This window comes from Caballeronia sp. LjRoot34, from assembly GCF_964253815.1.
Lineage (GTDB): Bacteria > Pseudomonadota > Gammaproteobacteria > Burkholderiales > Burkholderiaceae > Caballeronia.
On the sequence record NZ_CAXUSB020000003.1, the window covers coordinates 1,926,720 to 1,945,949 of the forward strand.

General features: G+C 59.9%; 20 protein-coding genes. 15 read left to right on the forward strand and 5 right to left on the reverse strand.

Annotated features, from left to right (window positions below):
* Positions 1 to 125 precede the first annotated feature (125 nt).
* On the reverse strand, positions 126 to 848 hold the full coding sequence (gene flgA, locus ACSQ36_RS39515) for a flagellar basal body P-ring formation chaperone FlgA (protein ID WP_436186308.1): 723 nt from the start codon (positions 846 to 848) through the stop codon (positions 126 to 128).
* 226 nt (positions 849 to 1,074) lie between these two features.
* Between flgA and flgB the strand changes: the two genes are divergently transcribed.
* The 13 genes from flgB to ACSQ36_RS39580 all read left to right on the forward strand — a co-directional run bounded on the left by flgB (position 1,075) and on the right by ACSQ36_RS39580 (position 12,520).
* On the forward strand, positions 1,075 to 1,443 hold the full coding sequence (gene flgB, locus ACSQ36_RS39520; RefSeq protein WP_436186309.1) for a flagellar basal body rod protein FlgB: 369 nt from the start codon (positions 1,075 to 1,077) through the stop codon (positions 1,441 to 1,443).
* Between the two features lie 5 nt (positions 1,444 to 1,448).
* The gene (gene flgC, locus ACSQ36_RS39525; protein WP_436186310.1) at positions 1,449 to 1,847 is read left to right on the forward strand and encodes a flagellar basal body rod protein FlgC; all 399 of its coding nucleotides are present in this window, start codon (positions 1,449 to 1,451) and stop codon (positions 1,845 to 1,847) included.
* A 14-nt stretch (positions 1,848 to 1,861) separates the two neighbouring features.
* On the forward strand, positions 1,862 to 2,587 hold the full coding sequence (locus ACSQ36_RS39530; protein ID WP_436186311.1) for a flagellar hook capping FlgD N-terminal domain-containing protein: 726 nt from the start codon (positions 1,862 to 1,864) through the stop codon (positions 2,585 to 2,587).
* Positions 2,584 to 3,756 carry a flagellar hook protein FlgE gene (locus tag ACSQ36_RS39535; protein WP_436186312.1) on the forward strand — a complete coding sequence of 391 codons (1,173 nt, stop codon included), beginning with the start codon at positions 2,584 to 2,586 and terminating at the stop codon, positions 3,754 to 3,756. The genes ACSQ36_RS39530 and ACSQ36_RS39535 overlap by 4 nt, the downstream gene beginning before the upstream one ends.
* Before the next feature lie 5 nt (positions 3,757 to 3,761).
* The gene (locus ACSQ36_RS39540) at positions 3,762 to 4,487 is read left to right on the forward strand and encodes a flagellar basal body rod protein FlgF (RefSeq protein WP_213762741.1); all 726 of its coding nucleotides are present in this window, start codon (positions 3,762 to 3,764) and stop codon (positions 4,485 to 4,487) included.
* Between the two features lie 35 nt (positions 4,488 to 4,522).
* Positions 4,523 to 5,308, forward strand: a complete 786-nt coding sequence (flgG, locus tag ACSQ36_RS39545) for a flagellar basal-body rod protein FlgG (RefSeq protein ID WP_213762740.1) — start codon at positions 4,523 to 4,525, stop codon at positions 5,306 to 5,308.
* Complete coding sequence (gene flgH / locus ACSQ36_RS39550; protein WP_436186313.1) at positions 5,308 to 5,979, forward strand: flagellar basal body L-ring protein FlgH; 672 nt, start codon at positions 5,308 to 5,310, stop codon at positions 5,977 to 5,979. The genes flgG and flgH overlap by 1 nt, the downstream gene beginning before the upstream one ends.
* Before the next feature lie 36 nt (positions 5,980 to 6,015).
* Positions 6,016 to 7,101: a flagellar basal body P-ring protein FlgI gene (locus ACSQ36_RS39555; RefSeq protein WP_436186485.1), complete on the forward strand. Its 1,086-nt coding sequence runs from the start codon at positions 6,016 to 6,018 to the stop codon at positions 7,099 to 7,101.
* A 10-nt stretch (positions 7,102 to 7,111) separates the two neighbouring features.
* Positions 7,112 to 7,462, forward strand: coding sequence for a hypothetical protein (locus ACSQ36_RS39560; protein ID WP_436186314.1), 351 nt, complete (start codon positions 7,112 to 7,114; stop codon positions 7,460 to 7,462).
* Between the two features lie 90 nt (positions 7,463 to 7,552).
* On the forward strand, positions 7,553 to 8,896 hold the full coding sequence (gene flgK, locus ACSQ36_RS39565; RefSeq protein WP_436186315.1) for a flagellar hook-associated protein FlgK: 1,344 nt from the start codon (positions 7,553 to 7,555) through the stop codon (positions 8,894 to 8,896).
* Between the two features lie 11 nt (positions 8,897 to 8,907).
* Positions 8,908 to 9,819 (forward strand): flagellar hook-associated protein FlgL, encoded by a 912-nt coding sequence (gene flgL / locus ACSQ36_RS39570; protein ID WP_436186316.1) that lies wholly within the window; start codon positions 8,908 to 8,910, stop codon positions 9,817 to 9,819.
* Between the two features lie 13 nt (positions 9,820 to 9,832).
* Positions 9,833 to 10,879: a hypothetical protein gene (locus tag ACSQ36_RS39575; protein ID WP_436186317.1), complete on the forward strand. Its 1,047-nt coding sequence runs from the start codon at positions 9,833 to 9,835 to the stop codon at positions 10,877 to 10,879.
* A gap of 486 nt (positions 10,880 to 11,365) precedes the next feature.
* Positions 11,366 to 12,520 (forward strand): FAD-dependent oxidoreductase, encoded by a 1,155-nt coding sequence (locus ACSQ36_RS39580; RefSeq protein WP_436186318.1) that lies wholly within the window; start codon positions 11,366 to 11,368, stop codon positions 12,518 to 12,520.
* A 383-nt stretch (positions 12,521 to 12,903) separates the two neighbouring features.
* On the opposite strand, the gene ACSQ36_RS39585 is transcribed toward ACSQ36_RS39580, so the two are convergent.
* Positions 12,904 to 13,302: a VOC family protein gene (locus tag ACSQ36_RS39585; RefSeq protein WP_213763029.1), complete on the reverse strand. Its 399-nt coding sequence runs from the start codon at positions 13,300 to 13,302 to the stop codon at positions 12,904 to 12,906.
* A 302-nt stretch (positions 13,303 to 13,604) separates the two neighbouring features.
* Here ACSQ36_RS39585 and ACSQ36_RS39590 point away from each other — a divergent pair, with 302 nt between their 5' ends.
* Together ACSQ36_RS39590 and ACSQ36_RS39595 are read left to right on the forward strand one after the other, a co-directional pair.
* Complete coding sequence (locus tag ACSQ36_RS39590) at positions 13,605 to 14,138, forward strand: GNAT family N-acetyltransferase (RefSeq protein ID WP_436186319.1); 534 nt, start codon at positions 13,605 to 13,607, stop codon at positions 14,136 to 14,138.
* A gap of 97 nt (positions 14,139 to 14,235) precedes the next feature.
* Positions 14,236 to 14,973 carry a peptidase E gene (locus ACSQ36_RS39595; protein WP_213762731.1) on the forward strand — a complete coding sequence of 246 codons (738 nt, stop codon included), beginning with the start codon at positions 14,236 to 14,238 and terminating at the stop codon, positions 14,971 to 14,973.
* A gap of 235 nt (positions 14,974 to 15,208) precedes the next feature.
* On the opposite strand, the gene ACSQ36_RS39600 is transcribed toward ACSQ36_RS39595, so the two are convergent.
* From ACSQ36_RS39600 to ACSQ36_RS39610, 3 genes are all read right to left on the reverse strand, one after another.
* The gene (locus ACSQ36_RS39600; protein WP_436186320.1) at positions 15,209 to 17,131 is read right to left on the reverse strand and encodes a serine hydrolase; all 1,923 of its coding nucleotides are present in this window, start codon (positions 17,129 to 17,131) and stop codon (positions 15,209 to 15,211) included.
* A gap of 104 nt (positions 17,132 to 17,235) precedes the next feature.
* Positions 17,236 to 18,801: a M56 family metallopeptidase gene (locus ACSQ36_RS39605; protein ID WP_436186321.1), complete on the reverse strand. Its 1,566-nt coding sequence runs from the start codon at positions 18,799 to 18,801 to the stop codon at positions 17,236 to 17,238.
* Complete coding sequence (locus ACSQ36_RS39610) at positions 18,801 to 19,175, reverse strand: BlaI/MecI/CopY family transcriptional regulator (RefSeq protein ID WP_047895418.1); 375 nt, start codon at positions 19,173 to 19,175, stop codon at positions 18,801 to 18,803. The genes ACSQ36_RS39605 and ACSQ36_RS39610 overlap by 1 nt, the downstream gene beginning before the upstream one ends.
* Between the last annotated feature and the right edge of the window lie 55 nt (positions 19,176 to 19,230).

The following is a 19,230-nucleotide window of genomic DNA, read 5'->3' on the forward strand; positions in this document are numbered from 1 at the left end:
GACCTGAGGCTGCGCCCCGTAAAAGCACCTGACGCTTTTGGGCGGTCCGTAGCAACAATATCTGGCGTCGAGCGGGGGACTCAATCAGCGTTGCCCAGGCAGCGGGCCAGCCCTGCCGGCGCTATTTACTCTTCGGCCGCGCTTGAAGCAGAGGCAACCGGCGTCACGGTGCTCGCGTCGGTCACGCGTGCGGAAATGATCTTGCCCGTCGCGACGTTGCGCACCTGGATCACGTCGTTTTCTCCGCCGTTCTGCATCGCTACGCCGGCAGCGGTGACTTCGATCTGCTGGCTGCGCGCGACGATTCGCACCGGTTGACCTCGCTTGAGCGTTTGCGCGCCGCGCAGGAAGCGTGACTGCACGACCTGTCCGGCGCGCAGCGGGCGACGGCTTGCGCGGCCCGCGATGTCATCGGCATTGTGGATAGCGTCCGGGGTCGCGGCAATGTCGCGCTCCGCCAGCAGCACGTCCGCTCGGTCGATCACTTTGCCCGCTGGTATCGGAGCGCTTGCGACCAACACCTTGGCTTGCACATCGGCGCGTACGACGAACAGCGCGGCACGCGCACTGCCGGGACAACGGGCGGCAAAGCGCATTCGTTTTAACTGCGTGGTGTCTGCGGGCGTGATGTCGAAAGGTTCCGTACAAACGGGCACGGGCCCTCGGGCCGGCAGGACCGTGACATCGATGCGAGCGTCCCGCAGTTGCTGCTTTTGCACGAAACCATCAAGCCATGCGCGTGACGCCAGCGTCACCTGTTGCTCCAGGGACGGAGCGGCATGAGCCGACCCGCAAGCGATGATGGCGAGCAGCAATTTGAAGCCGCCGGGAACACGGTAGAGAGGCATTGATGTCGGCATCGCAGCGAGTTGGAGTGGATCGCATTATAGGAATGCGCAGCGCCAAACGATAGAGGCGCGTTGCGCAATGCTGGATGTATTTTTTGTCCATTTAGGATCCTTTAAGATTTGTGGCGATCCGCAAACAGGCCCGTTACGCTCGCACCTGTTTTGTCTATAGGCTGCCGCCGTGCCGCACCGCGTCACCACGGCCTCATGGAAAAGGAACCGCACGATGGGACTGAATCTGGAACAGGCGTTGGGCGTTCATCCGGCCGCGCTGAAACTACGGGCGGAGCGCACCGGCATTCTCGCAGCGAATCTCGCCAACGAAAGCACTCCGCACTATCAGGCCCGCGACATCGATTTTCGCGCGGCGCTGCAGCGAGAGCTCGATACGCCGGGTGATGCCGCTCCGCCGCGCTTTGCGGACAGCGACTCGTTGTATAGGATCCCCAGCCGTCCGTCACAAGATGGCAACACAGTTGAACTGGGCATCGAACAGGCTGCGTTCTCGCAGAACACGGTCGACTTCCAGACGAGCCTCACCTTCCTGAACATCAAGTTCAAGGGCCTCGCCGCCGCGATCAACGGAAATAGCTAACCACCATGAGCTTCAAGGACATTTCACAGATCGCCGGTTCGGCGATGGCCGCACAAACGGTGCGGCTGAACACAGTGGCAAGCAACCTGGCGAATGCGGGCAGCACAGGCAGTGAAGAGACCGCCTACCGTGCGCGCAAACCGGTCTTTGCGTCGATTCTGGGAGAGGGCGGCGCGCGTGTCCAGGTGCTCGATGTAGTGACCATGAACGATCCGCTGGACAAGCGTTATGAACCCGGCAATCCAATGGCCGATGAACAGGGCATGGTGTTCTATTCGAATGTCAGCCCGGTTGAGGAGATGACCGACATGATGGCCGCGTCGCGGGCGTTCTCGACGAACGCTGAAGTGCTCGCCCGTGTGAAGGGCATGCAGCAGGATCTGCTGAAACTGGGTGAGGGCTGATTATGCAGAGCTATATGGACACCGGTCTTGCACGCAACGCACAAGGTGCCGGTGGTTCGCCGCCGGCTGCCAATGCGCCCGCGGACCAGGCTGCAAAACAGGCTTCAGGCGAGTCAGGTTCACTGTCGAACATGTTCACCACACTGCTGGTCGCGCAGATCCAGAACCAGGACCCGCTTGCACCCATGGAAGCAAGCCAGTTCGTCACCCAGTTCGCGCAAATGAGCCAGGTTGAAGCGATGCAGACGCTGGCAAGTTTTTCCGCCGCCAACGCGGCGTCGCAGGAAGGCATGCTGGTGGTAACGCTGGGCTCGCAGGTGGGCTCGACCGTGATGGTCGCGAGCGATTCGATCGAGATGGCCGGCACGCCTGTCAAAGGCGGCTTCATGCTCGGTCATGCCGCCGCCGATGCCCAACTCGTGTTGACCGGCCCCGACGGTGCAGAGCATCAGATCCCCCTTGGCGCTCAGGCTGCGGGCGAAGTCGGCTTCGAGATCGATCCGGAAAAACTGGGCCTGCCGCCCGGCCACTACACGATGCGCGTAGTGACGGACACGAACGAGAAGCCTCGCATTGAAGTCATGGGCACGCTGCAGAGCGTTCGCCTTGGCGAGGACGGCATCGTCATGTTGAATGTGGCTGGTATCGGCGAGACCGGGACCGGCACTATCACGCGCTTTCTCGGGCGCGCGGAAAGTAACGCCGGGTCGGCAATTTCTCGAAAGGAGCAACAGGCATGAGCTTCAATATCGCACTCTCGGGCATCAACGCCGTCAACAAGCAGTTGAACTCGATCAGCAACAACATCGCGAATACAGCCACATACGGTTACAAGTCGAGCCGGGCCAATTTCACCGCTGCATACATAGGTACCCAGGCAGGCGGCGTACAGGTCGGTTCGGTGTCGCAGTCAATGGATCACGGGGGCAACATGCTCCGCACCGAACGCGGCATGGATGCCGCGATCCAGGGCCGCGGCTTCTTCGTGAGTCGCGACATAGATGGCTCGACGCTGTTTTCCCGGGTCGGCATTTTCGACACGGATAAGGAGGGTTTCGTCATCGACACGCTTGGCCGCAAGGTCCAGGGCTTTCCGGCCAATGGGAACGCAATAGCGGGCGACCTGATTGTGCCGACCAGTGCAATCGGGGCCAAGGCGAGCGATTCGCTGCGGTATGCGGGCAACCTGTCGGCCGACTGGAGCGTGCCCTCGGTGCCGTTCAACAAGGACGAGCCCCTGTCGTACAACGGCTTGTCGGTCTCGACTGCCTACGATTCGCTTGGACGCAAGCACACAGTGACGCAGTACTACGTAAAGGGCCCAGGCAACCAGGTGAGCGTGCAATACACGATGGACGGCAATAGGGTCGGCACAGCGACGACGCTGAGTTTCGATGCCGACGGCAAGTTGACCGCGCCGGCCGACAACGTCCCGCTCGATCTCGGCACGCCGGACGGAGCCTCGCCCATGCGGCTCTCGCTCAACTACACCGACACCACGATGTTCGCCGGCGAAATGACCACCACCAGGAACACGTCCACCGGCTATGCCGCGGGCAACGTGACGGGTCTGTCGCTTGACGAGAACGGCTCGATCATCGTGCAATACAGCAACGGTGAGAAGGCGAGCGCAGGCAAGCTCGCGATAGCGACGTTTCCTAATGAGAGCGGCCTGGTCGCCGTCTCAGGATCAGCCTGGCAAGCCTCTCCTGCAACGGGCGATCCGCTCTATTTCACCGCTGGCAGCAGCATGGCCGGCAAGCTCGCAGTAGGCGCGCTCGAACAGTCGAACGTGGATATGACGTCGGAGCTGGTGAACCTGATGGCTGCGCAGCAGAACTATCAGGCGAACTCGAAGGTGATCACCGCCGAAAACGAAATGATGCGCACGCTGATGCAGGCGTTGTAAGCACCATGGACGCTTTCATCTATACGGCAATGAGCGGCGCGGACCGCGCGCTGCGCGGATTGCAGGTGCGTGCGAACAACCTTGCCAACACGAACACCGGCGGCTTTCGCGCGGACGTGGCGACATCGGAGAGCATGGCGGTGGACGGTTACGGCTACGATTCGCGCCACCTTGCGACGCTGGGCAGCGGCGGGCTCGACAGTACGCCCGGCAAGCTGACCGAGACGGGCCGGCCACTCGATGTCGCCATCCAGGGCGCGGGCTACTTCGCGGTCGAGAGCGGCGACGGGCCGGCGTACACCCGCGCAGGCAGCTTTACGGTGACCGGCGACGGCGCGTTGATGCTGGGCGCGCGCGCAGTGCTGGGTGAAGGCGGTCCGATCATGCTGCCGCCAAACCATGGCGTCACGGTTGGCCAGGACGGCACGATCTCGATTGTGCCCGAAGGGAGTAACGAGACGCAGACGGTTGACCGGCTGATGCTCGTCAACCCCGACCCTACGGATCTCATCAAGAACGAAGCAGGCCTGATCGTGTCGCGCTCGGGAACGAGTTTCGAGCAGGACGACAGCGTCCTGGTGCTGGGCGCGCATCTGGAAAGCAGCAACGTGTCTGCGGTCGAAGAAATGATGCAGACGATGTCGCTGACCCGGTCGTTTGAAATTCAGATGCGGCTCTTCAAGGTCGCCGACGAGATGGCGGACGCCGGCAATCGTCTCATTCGCTCATAACCCTCTCGCAGGACAGCAAAGGCAAGGACACGGTCATGAATTACGCCATGTGGATCAGCAAGTCCGGTATTCAGGCGCAGGATGCCCGATTGCAGGCTATCGCCAACAATCTCGCGAACGTCAACACGGTCGGCTACAAGCGCGACCGTGTCGTGTTCGAGGATCTTTTTTATCGCACCGAGCAGCAACCCGGCGGACAGATGAACGACACCGCCAATGCCGCCGGCGCCCAGATGGGCAACGGCACGCGCCTCGTCGGCACGCAGAAGGTCTTTACCGACGGCGCGTTGCAGACGACAGGCCAACCGCTCGACTTGGCGATCATTGGTAACGGCTTCCTGCAGGTCGAGATGGCCAGCGGCGAGACCGGCTACACGCGGGCCGGCCAGTTGCGCCCGAATGAAGAAGGCCGTCTCGTGACCATGCAGGGCCTGCCGATCCTGCCGGCCATCACGATTCCGAGAGAAGCAACGGGCATCACGATTGGCGACAACGGCGTGGTCTCGGTGACGACCGCCGGCTCGGCCACCGGCACCGAGGTTGGCCGCCTGCAACTCGCCGGCTTCGTCAACCCTGCGGGCCTGCTCGCCCAGGGAGACAACCTCTACCTGGAGACAGCCGCCAGTGGTGCGCCGACTGAGGGCGATCCGGGCGTCGATTCGCTGGGCAAGATCAAGCAGGGCGCGCTGGAAGGCTCGAACGTCACGGCTGTTGAAGAGATGGTCGAGATGATCGCGGCACAGCGTACCTACGAAATGAATACCAAAGTGTTGAGTGCCGCGGACAACATGATGCAGCAACTGGCGCAGGCGGCCCGCTGATGACCGTGGCGCGCATGGGTGCTTCCATCGCACTGGTATTAAGCGTGCTGGGCCTTGGCGGCTGTGCGGCGATCGGTGTGGGCACATCCGCCGCCGAGCCGGAAGACATGCCGGACATGGCGTTCAATGTCCGCAAGGGCGAGGGCGGCGGCGTGTTCGTGCGAGGTTCGCAATGGTCATTGACGTCCGATAGCCGGGCTTTTCGCGTCGGCGATGTGTTGACCGTGGAACTGCAGGAAGCGACGCAGGCCAGCAAGAAGAGCGATACCAGCATCGGCAAGAGCAGCAGCGCCGTGGTCACGAAGCCGCGCGTATGGGGAGCGGAAGTGCCGATCGATGCAGAACTGGGTGCCAAGCGCGATTTCAGCGGCTCGGGCGCGAGTTCGCAGCAGAACGCGCTGCGTGGCTCGCTCACGGTGATCGTGCAGAACGTGCTGCCGAATGGCTTGTTGCAGGTGCGCGGCGACAAGAAACTGATGCTGAACCAGGGCGAGGAAACCGTGCGACTGTCGGGCTACGTGCGCGCGGCGGATATTGGCACGGACAACCGCGTGTCGTCGCAACGCGTGGCGAATGCGCGCATTCAGTACTCAAGCAAGGGTTCGCTCGCGGATGCGAACGAGCCGGGCTGGCTGACGCGGTTCTTCAACAGTCCCTGGTTCCCCTTCTGACAGGAGTTGCCGATGAAACCGAACCGACTGATCGGCATGCTGCTGGGAATGTGGCTCGCGTGTCTTGCCGGGCTCGTCCATGCGCAGGTCGTGGGCAACCTGGTGAACGTCGACGGCGTGCGCGAGAATTCGCTGGTTGGCTACGGTATCGTCGTTGGCCTGAACGGTAGCGGCGACGGGACTCAGGCGAAATATACGGGTCAGTCTGTCACGAACCTGCTCAAGCAGTTCGGCGTGCGCTTGCCCGATGGCACCACTATGCGCGCCCGCAATGTCGCAGCGGTGATGGTCAGCGCGACTTTCCCATCGGGCTACCGCAAGGGACAGACGATCGACGTGACGGTTTCATCGCTTGGCGATGCAAAGAGTCTGCGCGGCGGCACGCTGTTGATGACGCCGCTGCTTGCGGCCGATGGCGAAACCTACGCGCTGGCGCAAGGCAACCTGGTGATTCCCGGCCTCGCGGCACAGGGGCGCAGTGGCTCGAGTATCACCATCAATACGCCGACCAGTGGGCGCATTCCGGGCGGCGCGACCATTGAACAGGAGATCAGCACCGGTCTCGACGCGACACCGTCCGTTCACCTGAACCTGAAGCGGCCCAATTTCCAGACGGCGACCAATATTGTCGACGCCATCAACCGCAATTTCAATCGGCCCATTGCAACCACGCTCGATGCAACCTCGGTGCAGGTGGCCGCACCGGACGAGCCGACGAGCCGCGTGGCTTTTGTCGCGAGGCTGATCGGCATCAAGGTCGAGCAGGGCAGCGATACCCCGCGCATCGTATTTAACTCGCGGACCGGCACGGTCGTTATCAGTCAGGGGGTGACCGTGAAGCCGGCGGTCGTCTCGCATGGCGCGTTGAGGGTGACGATTTCGGAAGGCACTGCGGTCAGCCAGCCGAATCCGTTGGGGGGCGGCACGACGGTTGCCGCACCGGTCAGCCAGCTGAGCGTTTCGGAGCCGGGTGGACGAGCGTTTCAGTGGCCGGCCGGGGCAAGCCTGCAGGCGATAGTCGACACGATCAACAGCACCGGCGCGACCCCCGACGACCTGATGGCGATCCTGCAGGCCTTGGCTGAAGCCGGCGCGTTGTCCGGCGAACTCGTAGTGATCTGAGGAAGCATGCATGCTTGATATCCCATTCAACCACCCGCTGACAGCACGTGAAGCATCGGCCGCCCGGCCCGCTGAACCTGCTTCGCAGGCGGACGATCCTGCCTACCGTGCAAAGGTCACGGACGCTGCGGTGCGCTTCGAGGGCATGTTCATCGCGCAGATGTTGAACGAGATGCGCAAGGCAACGGCACAGATCAACGCGAACGACGATTCGCCCAAGGATGAGGCCAGCGCCGGCATGCTCGATCACGCGAATCTGCTGGTGGCCGACTCGCTTGCCAACCAGCGAGCGTTCGGCATTGCCGACTGCATCGTCGCGCAGATGCTGCCTGCCAGCGGTCAAACGCCGACCGGGCGCTGACCGGCGTTGCACGCCGCGCCCGCGCAAAGACACACCCGACACTCCCGGCATACCCGTTCCCCCTGGATTTCCTAACCTGACGAGACGCACATGAGCCTCATCCACATTGGCCTGTCCGGCACGCTCGCTGCGCAGGCGGCGTTGAACATGGCTGGCCGCAATACCGCCAACCTGAAAACGCCCGGGTATTCCCGCCAGGGCGTGCTGCTGGCAGCGCATTCGACGGGCGGTGTCGGCGTGCAGTCGCTGCTCCGTTTTTCGGACGACTACAAGACGCAGCAGATGTGGGCCGCGAACGGGCCGTTGGGACAATATAAGACCGCGTCGTCGTATTTCAGCCAGCTGGAAAATGTGATGGACATGGGAGACGGCAGCGTCAAGGCCGGGCTCGATGCGTTCTTCAATGCACTCCAGGAGGTCAGCACCGACCCGACCTCGGGGCCGCTGCGCCAGCAGTTCCTGTCGTCGGCGGATGCGTTGGCCAAGGGTTTTAACAACCTGCAGCAGAGGCTTTCCGGCCAACTTGGCGCCGCGCGGCAGCATGGCGTGGCGGCAGTGGACCAGGTCAACGGGCTATCCAGGACCATCGCCGATCTGAACCAGAAGATCGGCGACGGGTATGCAAGCGGCAGCGTGCCGTCCGAGCTGATCGACCAGCGCGATAGCGCAATCGACGCGCTCGCCGGGCTCGTCGAAATTCGCACCTTGCAACAGCCGAGCGGCGCGGTCGACGTGTCGATCGCCGGTGGGCCGCCGCTGGTCGCGGGGTCGCAGGTCGGCACAATGAGCGTGCAAAATCATGCCGACGGGACGTTTTCGTTCTCGCTCAAGTTGGCCGGCACGGCCTATCCGCTGACCGGCGGCACGCTTGGGGGCGAGCTGGGCGCAATTGCGAACTTCGTCGACACGACGCTGCTGCCGCAGATGGAAGCTATCAAGACCCTCGCGGGCGAAATCGCCACGCGTTTTAACAGCACGCTGGCGGCCGGCTACGGCATGAACGGCCAGCCCGGCCAGGCATTGTTCGACTTCGATCCGGCTACGGGCCTGCTCAACGTGCGCGCGGGTCTCACTCAGCAAGACCTTGGTTTCTCGGGCAATCCCGACGAGCCTGGCAACAGCGACAACCTGCTGAAGCTGATCGGCTTGCGCCGCGACAACATCACGTTACCGGGCATTGGCGAGGTGTCGATAGGCGATGCCCTCACGGTGCTGATCGGCAAAGTAGGTTCCGCCAGCCAGCAGAACGAGGCGCTGCTGGGTACGGCCACCAGCATTCGCCACTACGCTGAGGATGCTTGGTTATCGGTGAGCGGCGTGAACATGGATGAGGAGGCCGTGAACATCTCCGAGTATCTGCAGATGTATCAGGCCAACATGAAGGTCATCGCGGTGGCGAACGAACTGTTCGATGCCACGCTGGCGATGTTTTAAGAGGAGCGGCCATGCGCATTGCAAGCAATCATTTCGGCATCAACATGCTCTCGACGCTACGCGCATCGAATTCAAAGATCGCGGACCTGATGGCGCAAACCTCAAGCGGCAACCGGATTCTGCGGCCGTCGGACGACCCTATCGGCACTGTGCGGCTCGCGCTGCTCGAACGCGACAGTTCGATGCTGTCACAGTACCGCGGCAACATCGGTGCGCTGTCGATCCGCCTGCAGCAGAATGAAATTCATCTGGACGGCATGCTGAAAGACGTCATGGAAGGGCACGATCTGATGCTCCGGGCCGCTGACGGGAGTAACAGCCCCAGCGATCTCAACGCGATGGCGGGTCCGCTGCGCACGTTGAAGGACAATCTTTTTCAGTCGGCTAACGCCCGGGATAGTGCCGGCCATTATCTGTTCGCCGGCACGCGCACCGAGACGCCGGCGATGGTCTACGATCCGGCAGCGCCGGTGGGATCGCGCTACCGCTTTGACGGAAACACCGCTCAGCAGCAAGTCGTAATCGGCAACGGCGTGACTCAGGCGGGCAATGTCAGCGTGGAAAATCTCGCCGGGTTGCTGAACCGGATCGACGAAGCGGTGACGGTAATCAGTAATCCGAACGTTGATGCAAACGACCCTGCGACGCGCGCCGTCCTGGTTGCAAGTCTCGATGATCTGGACGAGGGCATTGGGTCGATCAGCGCGAAGATCTCGGGCCTCGGGAGCGCGCAGAACACGTTGTCCCTGCTGGACGAGAACCACGCGGCGATGCTTGTTTCCAATGATGAGGCGACGTATATCGTCGGGCAGGTCGATTTCGCCGAGGCGATGGAAGCGCTCAACGGCTATATGACATCGATTCAAGGCACCTACAAAGTGTACGAGCGGGTGACGCAATTGTCGCTGTTCGACTTGCTGTGACGCGAGGCGCGATATGAATGTGCAAGGCGCTTCGGCAAGTATCGTGCGGGGCGAACGCGCGCCCGTCGGAAGCGGCGGCGTAGGCGCTACCGCAGCGATCGCGCACCTGGGCGCAAAGACCGCGTCCGGGCCCGCGCCTTCGTCCAACGTTGCAAGTGCCTCGCGGATCGCATTCGCGGTTAGTCAGACGCGCCTGAACCAGCAGGTCACCGGCTCCCAACGTTCACTGGCGTTCCTCGATAAAGCCGGGCAGCAGTTGCTCGATCTGAAGGGGGCCTTGGCCAGCAGTCTGGCCGGCCGGCCGGCAAGCCGCATGGAAGTCGACCACGGCTTGAACCGCGTTAACGTGCACTGGAGTGGGCGGCATGCCGCGACGGGCGGCACGCTGGGAAGCGACCTCGCCTTTCACGAGGACGGCGCGGCGCCTCAGTTTTTCCGGATTCGCGGGTTCGAGCTGCGCTCGCTGCTGCAGACCGAAAACGCGGAAACGCTTAACTTTTATCCCAAGGGATCAGGCAAGCCGCCGGTGTCTCTGGCGATCAGCGCCGGCCGTCACGACACGGCCACCACGGTCTACCAGCTCGATCGCACGCTTGCGCCGGCCGGCATTCGAGCATCGCTCGATAAAGGCGGCGCGCTGGTGTTCTCGACAGCCGAAGACAATTGGCCCGGCTTGCGCGACCATTTGATGATCCGGGGCGGTGGCAGTCGCTTTCCGGGGGGACAGCCCAGCAGAGCTGTTGCCGAAGCACTGGCGGGCGCCGTCGAGCCGCAGAAGTGGAGCGTCGCCGACCCGATGGCGCAACGCGCGACGCTGCGCCGTGTGGTGCAGGCACTCGACCAGGTTACGGCGGCACACACTGCGGTACGGGAGGTGTTCGACAACGCCAGCGATGCGATTCGGGACGGAGCCCGGGCAGACATGGCCGCGCGGGAGGCTGTGCCGGCCTTTAGCTCAATGCTTGCGCGTAGCGGCGATTTCCAGATGTTCTCGGCGATTGGTTCCGCGTTGCGGCGCGTGACCCGCCAGGGCGTGGTGGCGCTGTTGAAGGCGGGGTAGGTGGTCCTTGGCTTGATAGGCTGGAGATGCCGAATTCGTTAGACTGCGCTTCTTTAACGATCAATAACTTGGATTTATCGGATTTGTGACGCGAATTTTAGACTCGCTGGAGGCGAGATTGGCTTGGGTTGCGTTGGTTGTGGAAGGCTGCGTGCGGCCATTCGCCAGCGGCCGCTTTCCGGCAGGCATCCTCTTCACGTCGGTCGGAACTGCATACATGAATGCCATGTGGTTCCGTTGGCCGGAACGCAGTTCCTAACGACGCATGAATTGCCCGGGGTGACAGCCCGTGCGACAATTCGTGCTTGAATACCGCGAAAAACGGCCGTCTGATTGTTTTGCTCTTGAGCTTCGCTATCGGATAGCCGCGTACACGTCACCCAAGCTTCTTCGAGCAAGGTTGGCCAGCGTTTCCCCCGACATATGTCGGACTTCCTATGAACTCTCGCGCGCCCGCGCGCATGTTCGTAGTTACCGGAACGCGCCATGAAAAGCCACCTCGACTCCTCGTATCCTCCGATTCATCCCCGCATCGCCATCATCGGCGCCGGACTTGGCGGATTGACGCTGGCACGTGTCCTGCACGTCAACGGCATCCCCGCGACAATCTACGAAGCCGAAGCATCGCCCGATGCGCGAGCGCAGGGCGGCTTGCTGGACATCCACGAATACAACGGCCAGATTGGGCTGAAGGCCGCTGGTCTGCACGAGGAGTTCCTCGACCTCGCACTCCCAGGCGAAGATGCCAAGCGTGTCGTCAACAGGCACGGCGACGTCCTGCTCGACAAGCCCGGCTCGGGTAGTACAACCAAGCCTGAGGTCGACCGGGGCGCGCTGCGTCGTCTCTTGATCGAGTCCCTGCCTGCAGACGCCATCCGGTGGGGCTGCAAGCTCGCACAGGCGAACCGCCTCGCCGACGGGCAGCACCACCTGGTATTTGCCGACGGCTCGACGACAACAGATCTGCTGGTTGGGGCCGACGGAGCATGGTCAAGAGTTCGTCCGCTTGTTTCTACTGCAAAGCCAGCGTACATCGGCACGACCTTCGTGGAGATCAGTCTCTTTGACGGCGATATCCGACACGCAGCCAGCGCGAAGGCAATCGGCAGCGGCACGCTGATGGCGGTCGAGCCGGGCAAAGGCATTCTGGCGCACCGTTACGCGAACGGCACGCTGCACACCTACGTCGCGTTGAACAGGTCTGAAGCGTGGATCGGCGCCATCGACTTCAGTCAGCCCGCGACCGCATTGAAACACCTCGCAAATGAGTTCGAGGGTTGGGCCACCCAACTTCGGGCATTGATCACCGATAGCGACACTGCGCCCGTCGTGAGGCCCATTCATGCCCTGCCGGTCGACCACCGTTGGGAACGCGTTCCCGGCGTTACTCTCGTGGGCGATGCTGCTCATCTGATGTCGCCGTTCGCGGGCGAGGGAGCCAATCTCGCTATTTTTGATGGCGCCGAACTCGGCCAAGCGCTGCGCGACCATCCTGGCGACATAGAGTCCGCGCTGGCGACGTATGAACGGGCGCTCTTTCCTCGCAGCGCCACCTTCGCTGATCAGACGGCTCAGAATCATCGGCGCTTCTTCGGCAACGGCGCTCCTCAAAGCGTGGTGGAGATGTTCTCTGCACGCTAGCCGCATGCCGGGCGGCTGGTCCGGCATAAAGAAGTGGTGCAACTCATCCTTGGTTGAATTCGCTTCTTTGGTGGATCGGGCCAATATCTGCACTTCAGCGAAACCCGTGACAAGTCGGCAGTAACACCAGTCGGCAATGGGACTGAACCTCCGGTTTCCGGCGGTCAACCCCGCCCTCGAGGAAGACCGCATAGGGTCGGCCAGGGAAGTTCGGCATTCGATCAAGTCTCGTGCTAGTCGGGTCGACCGCGTACTTCCGGGTCCGGCCACATCGGCCCTTCGGGATTGCCCACAATCAGTCGACGTGCAACAGTGAGCCATTGTTGCGGGCAGCGGCGTGACGCCAGATGACGAAATGAGTGTTTAGGAATCGAGTGTCCTTGCTACGCCGACACCGGGTCGTGACAACAAACGCAAATCTTGTTTCCGTCAGGGTCTCGAAAGTATGCACCGTAGTAGTGAGAGTGATATTGGGGTCTCAGGCCAGGTGCCCCTTCACATGAGCCCCCAGTCGCCAGAGCGCTGGCGTGCGCACTAGCAACTGCTCCACGGTCAGGGGCTAGCAGCGCAATCATCTGGCCGTTTCCACAATGAGCCGGATTGCCGTCGTATGGTCGGCCTATCAGGAACAGCGGACGGGGTGCGGACGCTGCCATCCAGCCTGCCCATGGTCTGTCTCTCTCGCAGAACTTCAACTCGAGCCGCAGATCTTCCATAACTGCCGAGTAAAACCTGAAGGCACGATCAAAGTCGGTAACGCCCACAAAAACGTGTGAAATCATTTCCATTTTTCCCGAAGGCGAGCGGTGCTCCCGAGCATCATGATTGCATCAGTTCCTCCGGACCTCAATCATTTGCCCCACGCACCGAACGACTGCTTTCTGTCTGCTCATGGGACCGCTTCGGGTCGCGTACTGCTGGTTGCAGCTTTGTGAAGTTCCGGCCGCATATGCTGGTTGCGTGAGGCGCTAACCGGCCATTTTGAGACATTCAACGGCGCCGCTTAAACTGTTGACAATCATTGCTCCCTACACGCACCGAACAAAAAATGCACGCAATTGAACTATTGAGACCTACGACTGCATTGCTGCCGAGCTACATTTCTGCCCTTGAGGCGGGTTGGTCACCTGACAACGTTCGTAAAGAGGTCGCTGCACGCGAACAATTGCACGCTATCGAAGTGAACGCGGAGGCGTTTGTCGACGGTCTGGATGACCCGACCGCATCGGGCGGCCCGATTCCTTTGCCTGATGGCTCGACTGTCGCCCGCCTGCCAAGCGTTGTCCGATGGGTTTGGGACGGCGAAGTTTGCGGCGCGATCGGATTTCGTTGGCAGGCCGGAACCGCCGAACTGCCGCCGTATGTACTCGGACATATCGGTTTCTCGGTCGTGCCGTGGAAGAGAGGCCACGGCTACGCACGGCAGGCGCTCAATTTGATGCTGGGCGAAGCGAAGCGACAGGGTTTGCCCTATGTCGAGTTAACAGTTGATCCCGAAAACATAGCCTCGCAAAGGGTTATCGCAGCCTGCAATGGTGTCTTGATGGAGCGCTTCAGAAAGACGGCGGCCTATGGGCTCGCTGAGTCTCTTCGCTACCGCATTGAGCTACACGACTGAGGAACCTGTCGGACTCGGTTCGGCCAAAAACCGCCAATCGACTTTGGCTCGTAGATCGTCAAGAATGCGAGCACCTTTCCATAGGAAGTGAGGATAAATGCGACGGATTCTTGCAATTGGTGGCGGCGGATTTACGACTGAAAAGGAGCCGTCACCCATCGACGCCTACATACAAGAGTTGTTGGGAAAGTCCCGCCCGCGAATCTGTTTTATTCCAACTCCTAGCGGAGATAACGCCGCACAAATCGACAAGTTCCATGCCGCCTATGGAGCGCTAGGCTTCGAAACGTCAAATCTCTCGTTCTTCAACGGATGGGGTTCCAACGTAATTCCCTACACTGACTATAAGCATCGGCTTTTGAGTCAAGACGCAATATTCGTTGGTGGTGGACATCTCCGGTCGGCGCTGGCGGTTTGGCGCGAGTGGAGGTTGGATAGCACTCTTTCCGAAGCGTGGGACCAAGGTATTCTCCTCGCCGGTATGAGCGCAGGCGCCATGTGTTGGTTTGAGACGGGCTTAGGTGGGCCGTTTGAACAGGGGAATTATGGTTTGCAGCGCGGTTTGGGCCTGATTCCAGGAGCTTGCGCAGCCCATTACAGCAACATCAATATTCCAGAGCGACGCGTTAATTTTCTATCGGAAATGCGCCTTGGAAGGATGCCGCGGACCGTGGCTATCGACGATCGCGCTGCTGTTCTTTTTGCGGATCGAGAGATCGAGAAGGTGGTTTCTTGGGCACCCGGTTCGACTGCTTATCGAGTCGAGAAGATTGACGATGAAATTCTTGAGACGCCGCTAGCCGCTGTTCAATTGCGCGACATCACGGGCCCATGATGCATCGGCCGGTGTGCCAAACCCACGAACTAGATTTCTGGCTTTGGATAGCGTGAAGCGATTTTCAGGGTGGGGTGCCTCCGATCGGGTCAGGCAGACAGCGGCCAGGAGCGAACAGTCAGACCAATGTTGCGAACCGTCAGCAAACGACCTTTGCAATCCTTCGCCTATCTCTCAGCAACAAGTCCTTCAGAATAAATTTTTGTGTAGCGGAACATGCAACATGTTTAAAGCGTCAGGGTACAGCGTTGTTAGTACGCTTCCATTCAATTTCCGCATGCGCATCCCAGTGACGAAGCGCTATCACGCGACCCTCCTCAAGGACAAATTCGAACGTGATGTCGGGAAACGCGCTGCTGCGAAATTGCATGCCTACAAATGTTTCGAGTACGTTTGCAGGTTCGCCCGGACTGCATAACAAGATGTCGCCGTCACGACTTAATTTGATGCCGATCTTTACGCCGAAAGGTGTCTCATAGGTACCGACTAGTTTTGCAAGCAACTCCGCATCAGGACGTATCGGCCGACGAACAAACACGGCCTCGGCCTCATCAAGACGCATCGCCGCACGATCGATGTCGCCCAGGGCGCTAGTAAGGAATAAAACCGACCATGCGCCGTCTGCCTCGTCAACTGGGGTGTCGAAACGGTCGTAATGGAAGTGATTCAGGGGCTGGTTGATATGGCGAAAACCGAATCGAAGTTGTGTGCCGTCAGTCGTGATATGCAGCTGTCCGTATGCAGGGTGCTCGTATGAGCCGACATAATCTCCCAAGTCGTGTGATGGGCGCGTATCTGGAACTCCTCGCGGCACCGAGCGTTCCCGCGCCTTGCGCATCGTGTTCTTCTCCTTTACGCCAAACTCATACAGGCGCGCCGTCCAGTCGGTCGCGTCGAGACCAAGCGCGCGACTATAGAGGTCAAAACCGATCGCATTGCTGAGCGCTGCGCAATGGTCGCCGATCACGAATACGGAGATGCCGATCTTCTCTTTCGGCAAATATGACACCTGCGAATGGAACGCGCGCAAGGCACCGCCATGGCTTGTCAATAGATGCCCGCGAAACACCGCTGTCATCCTCCCCATGCCATAAATGCCATTGAGATCGCACTCGAAGCCTAGAACATCGTTCATTTCGTTTGGCCACGGCAAGCCGGGAGCGAGCGTCGCGTTTAGAACACTCGCAGGGATGAGTTGCTTGCCGTCGATCAGGCCGTCGTTCATCAGCATGATCGACCACCGTGCGATGTCACCCAGGCTCGCGACAATGCTGCCCGCTGGACTGCATTCATCGTCTTTCGGAGCAGGTACTTGCCAAAATTCATCGCTTTCGCGTCGTTCGGAGAAAGGTATCGCGTAGTCCCCTTGGTGATCTGTTTTAGCTTCCCCGTACGTGAACAAGGTCCGGTGCATCCCAAGCGGCGTCAAAATCTCATCCTTGACGAACTGATGCCACGGCTTTCCGCTTATCAACTCGATGATGTGGCCAACCGCCTCGTACATCATGTTGTTGTAGATGATTCGCGATCGCAGCGGAGCGATCGGCTTCATGAACCGGACACGCTCAAAGAGGTCCTTTGTCGAATAGTCCGATCTGTACCAGATCATGTCATAGCGAGGCACGCCGGTTTTGTGCCCGAGCATGTCGCGTAACGTGACAGCGGCGTCGAGTGATTGATCGTAAAATAGCAGACTGGGAACTGCATTGCGAATCGGCTCATCGAAGGTAAGCACTCCACGTTCGACCAGCAACCCTGCGGCGATCGCGGTGAACAGTTTCGTGTTCGACGCAATCGGAAACAGCGTCGAGGCGGTAAACGGCAGCGCATTCGCAGCGTCGCGATGGCCGTAGCCCCGCGCTAGCAATACCTCATCGTTTCTGACAATGCTTACGCCGACCCCCGGTGCGTGCCAGTCGCGCACAAGTGTTTCGGCGTACGCATCGACATCGCCCAAACCTATCTTGCTTGGATCGTTCAGCATCGAACTTCCTTTCAATAGAATGAATCCGTGTAGATCCAGAGCTTCTCGTGAAAACGCGCGACTATCGCTGATGTTAGTGTGACCGCTCTCAGCGGCAGAACTGGACCGGGTCAATCGGGTGCGATCGGCAGCGATAGATTCGCCCCGGGATGGACGCTTCGCTCGCCAACCCATGACCACGGCCGGCCTGGCCGATTTAAGACGATGGGGCGAAGTTCAGCTTTAGTGTCAGAAATTTCGAAAAGGGTCGCACTGAATTGCGGGCCTTTCGTATCGCCTTAAGGACCTGAAGTCACCAATGCTCCGTCTATGATCCCGTTGCTAAGTAAGGCTAACCGCCAGATCGTGAATCCATGTTCAAAGCGAGCCTGGTAGACGTCCCAGCCTTTTCCGCCGACACCTATAAACGTCAGAGTTTGCAGTGTGCCTAGTCGATTTAGCGATTCTCTCAAGCGAGGAAGCTGCTCACGCGTCGCATTCGCCAGTGCCGGGCTCAGTTCCGCATAGTTGGGGTTCCCGGCGACAAGCCCTCCGATCAAGCTCCTAAGGGCCGCTTCGCTGCCCGGGGTAGCCGTCTGGGTTTTGATCTTGTCAGCGACAAAGGCTTCGATCTGCTGTGCGCTCGCCGGATCGATAGGTTGCATTTCGAGCGTGTTTCCAAATTGATGTAGAACCGCCCTCGTCACATGGCCTTGCTGGTCCACGTCGAAGTTGATCGTGCCTTTGACGGATGGAGCGTAGATCTGTGTCGCACTTTCCGGAAAATTCTCGATCGTTCTTTCACCGGTGAACGTGGTCAAGATACGGTCGCCATCCCGCGTAACCCTCAGCACCGAGAATTCGTTTGCCTTATAGGTTCCAACGAAGCGATCAACGATGTCAGGGGCGAGATGGATGTATTGGTGGTCGTCCGATGGCTGGGTCATGTCAGGTGGGCTCACTTGCGCTGCAAAAACTACGAGCGCGATTGAACTGCATACGAGAAAGGCGGCGGTTATAAATCTGGGCTTAACAGCTTTGTGAGTCATGATGCGCAGCCGTCTTTCCAGGAATGATCGCGATTCCGACATACCTGCGACAGACCCGATATAACGCGACTGGCGCTCGCCGACGGCGATGAGAGTCTCACCGTAGGTCGTGAAATCTTGCCCTCCCTTCAGTACTCGTGCGTCGCAGTCAATCTCGATGGCACATCGAAGCCGTCTTAACTGCCACCAGATCGGGAGATTCCACGGCATAAGCACGATCAGGCACAAGCACATTGCCAGTAGTTGCGGGTCGCCTGCCGCAATGTGTGACTTTTCATGTGAGATAACCGCTGACTGCTGGGCGAGGGATGAGTGTGTCAGCCACGTGGGAACAACGATGCGCGGTCGGATAAGGCCGACGACTGCCGGTCCAACGTTTTCAGAAATATAAACCGCCGTTCCCGCGACCGTACTTGTCTCCCATTTTCTTTTTCTGGAATGCAGGTTTAACGCGCTTACAAAAAGGAGAAACGACAAAGCAAGCGATGCGACACACCATCCGCGCTTAAGTACTGCATCCATTGTTTCCAGCCTGGACGGAGCAATCGTAACGTCGATCCAGGTGAGTGGAGACAAATGTGCGGACGTGACCTGCCTGAGAGCGACTACCTTCTGCGAAACCGTGGGGCTGAAGACTTGGGGTACTTTGATTGATATCGACGACATGGCAGTCGGGATCAACAACGAAGTAATGATTGCAATCAACCAATACCACCGGCTTGCAGCCCTACGTCGGCGGGCTAAGTGCTCGGCGCAAAGAGCGGCTATAGAAAGAACCAATGACACCAAGATCGCATACGCCATCCATGTCAGCATCAAGAGTTCTCCTCGTCGGAGTGTTTGTCCAGCAACTCTCGCATGCGACGAATCTGGTCCGGTTTCAAGTTCCTTTCAGAGACCAGTTGTGCGAATAAAAGCTCAGTCGATCCCTTGAAAAGCTTGCTTGTCAAATGGCGCAGCGCGCTCTTCCGAGCAGCCTGCTGCTTCACTGTAGAGAAGTACCGATGACCACGGCCTTCCTCGGTATGCGAAACGTAACCTTTGGTTTCAAGCGTGCGAAGAATCGTGAGCACGGTTGTGTAGGCAAGCTCATCGTGGAGAGCAACACGGACGTCTGCGACTATCGAAGGTCCCAGCTCCCACAATATCTGCATGACGTCGGCCTCGCGGTCGGTAAGGATGATCTCCAAAAGTACCTCCGTCTACTAAAGGTTTAGTAGATGCTAGCACGCCATTTTTGTATGT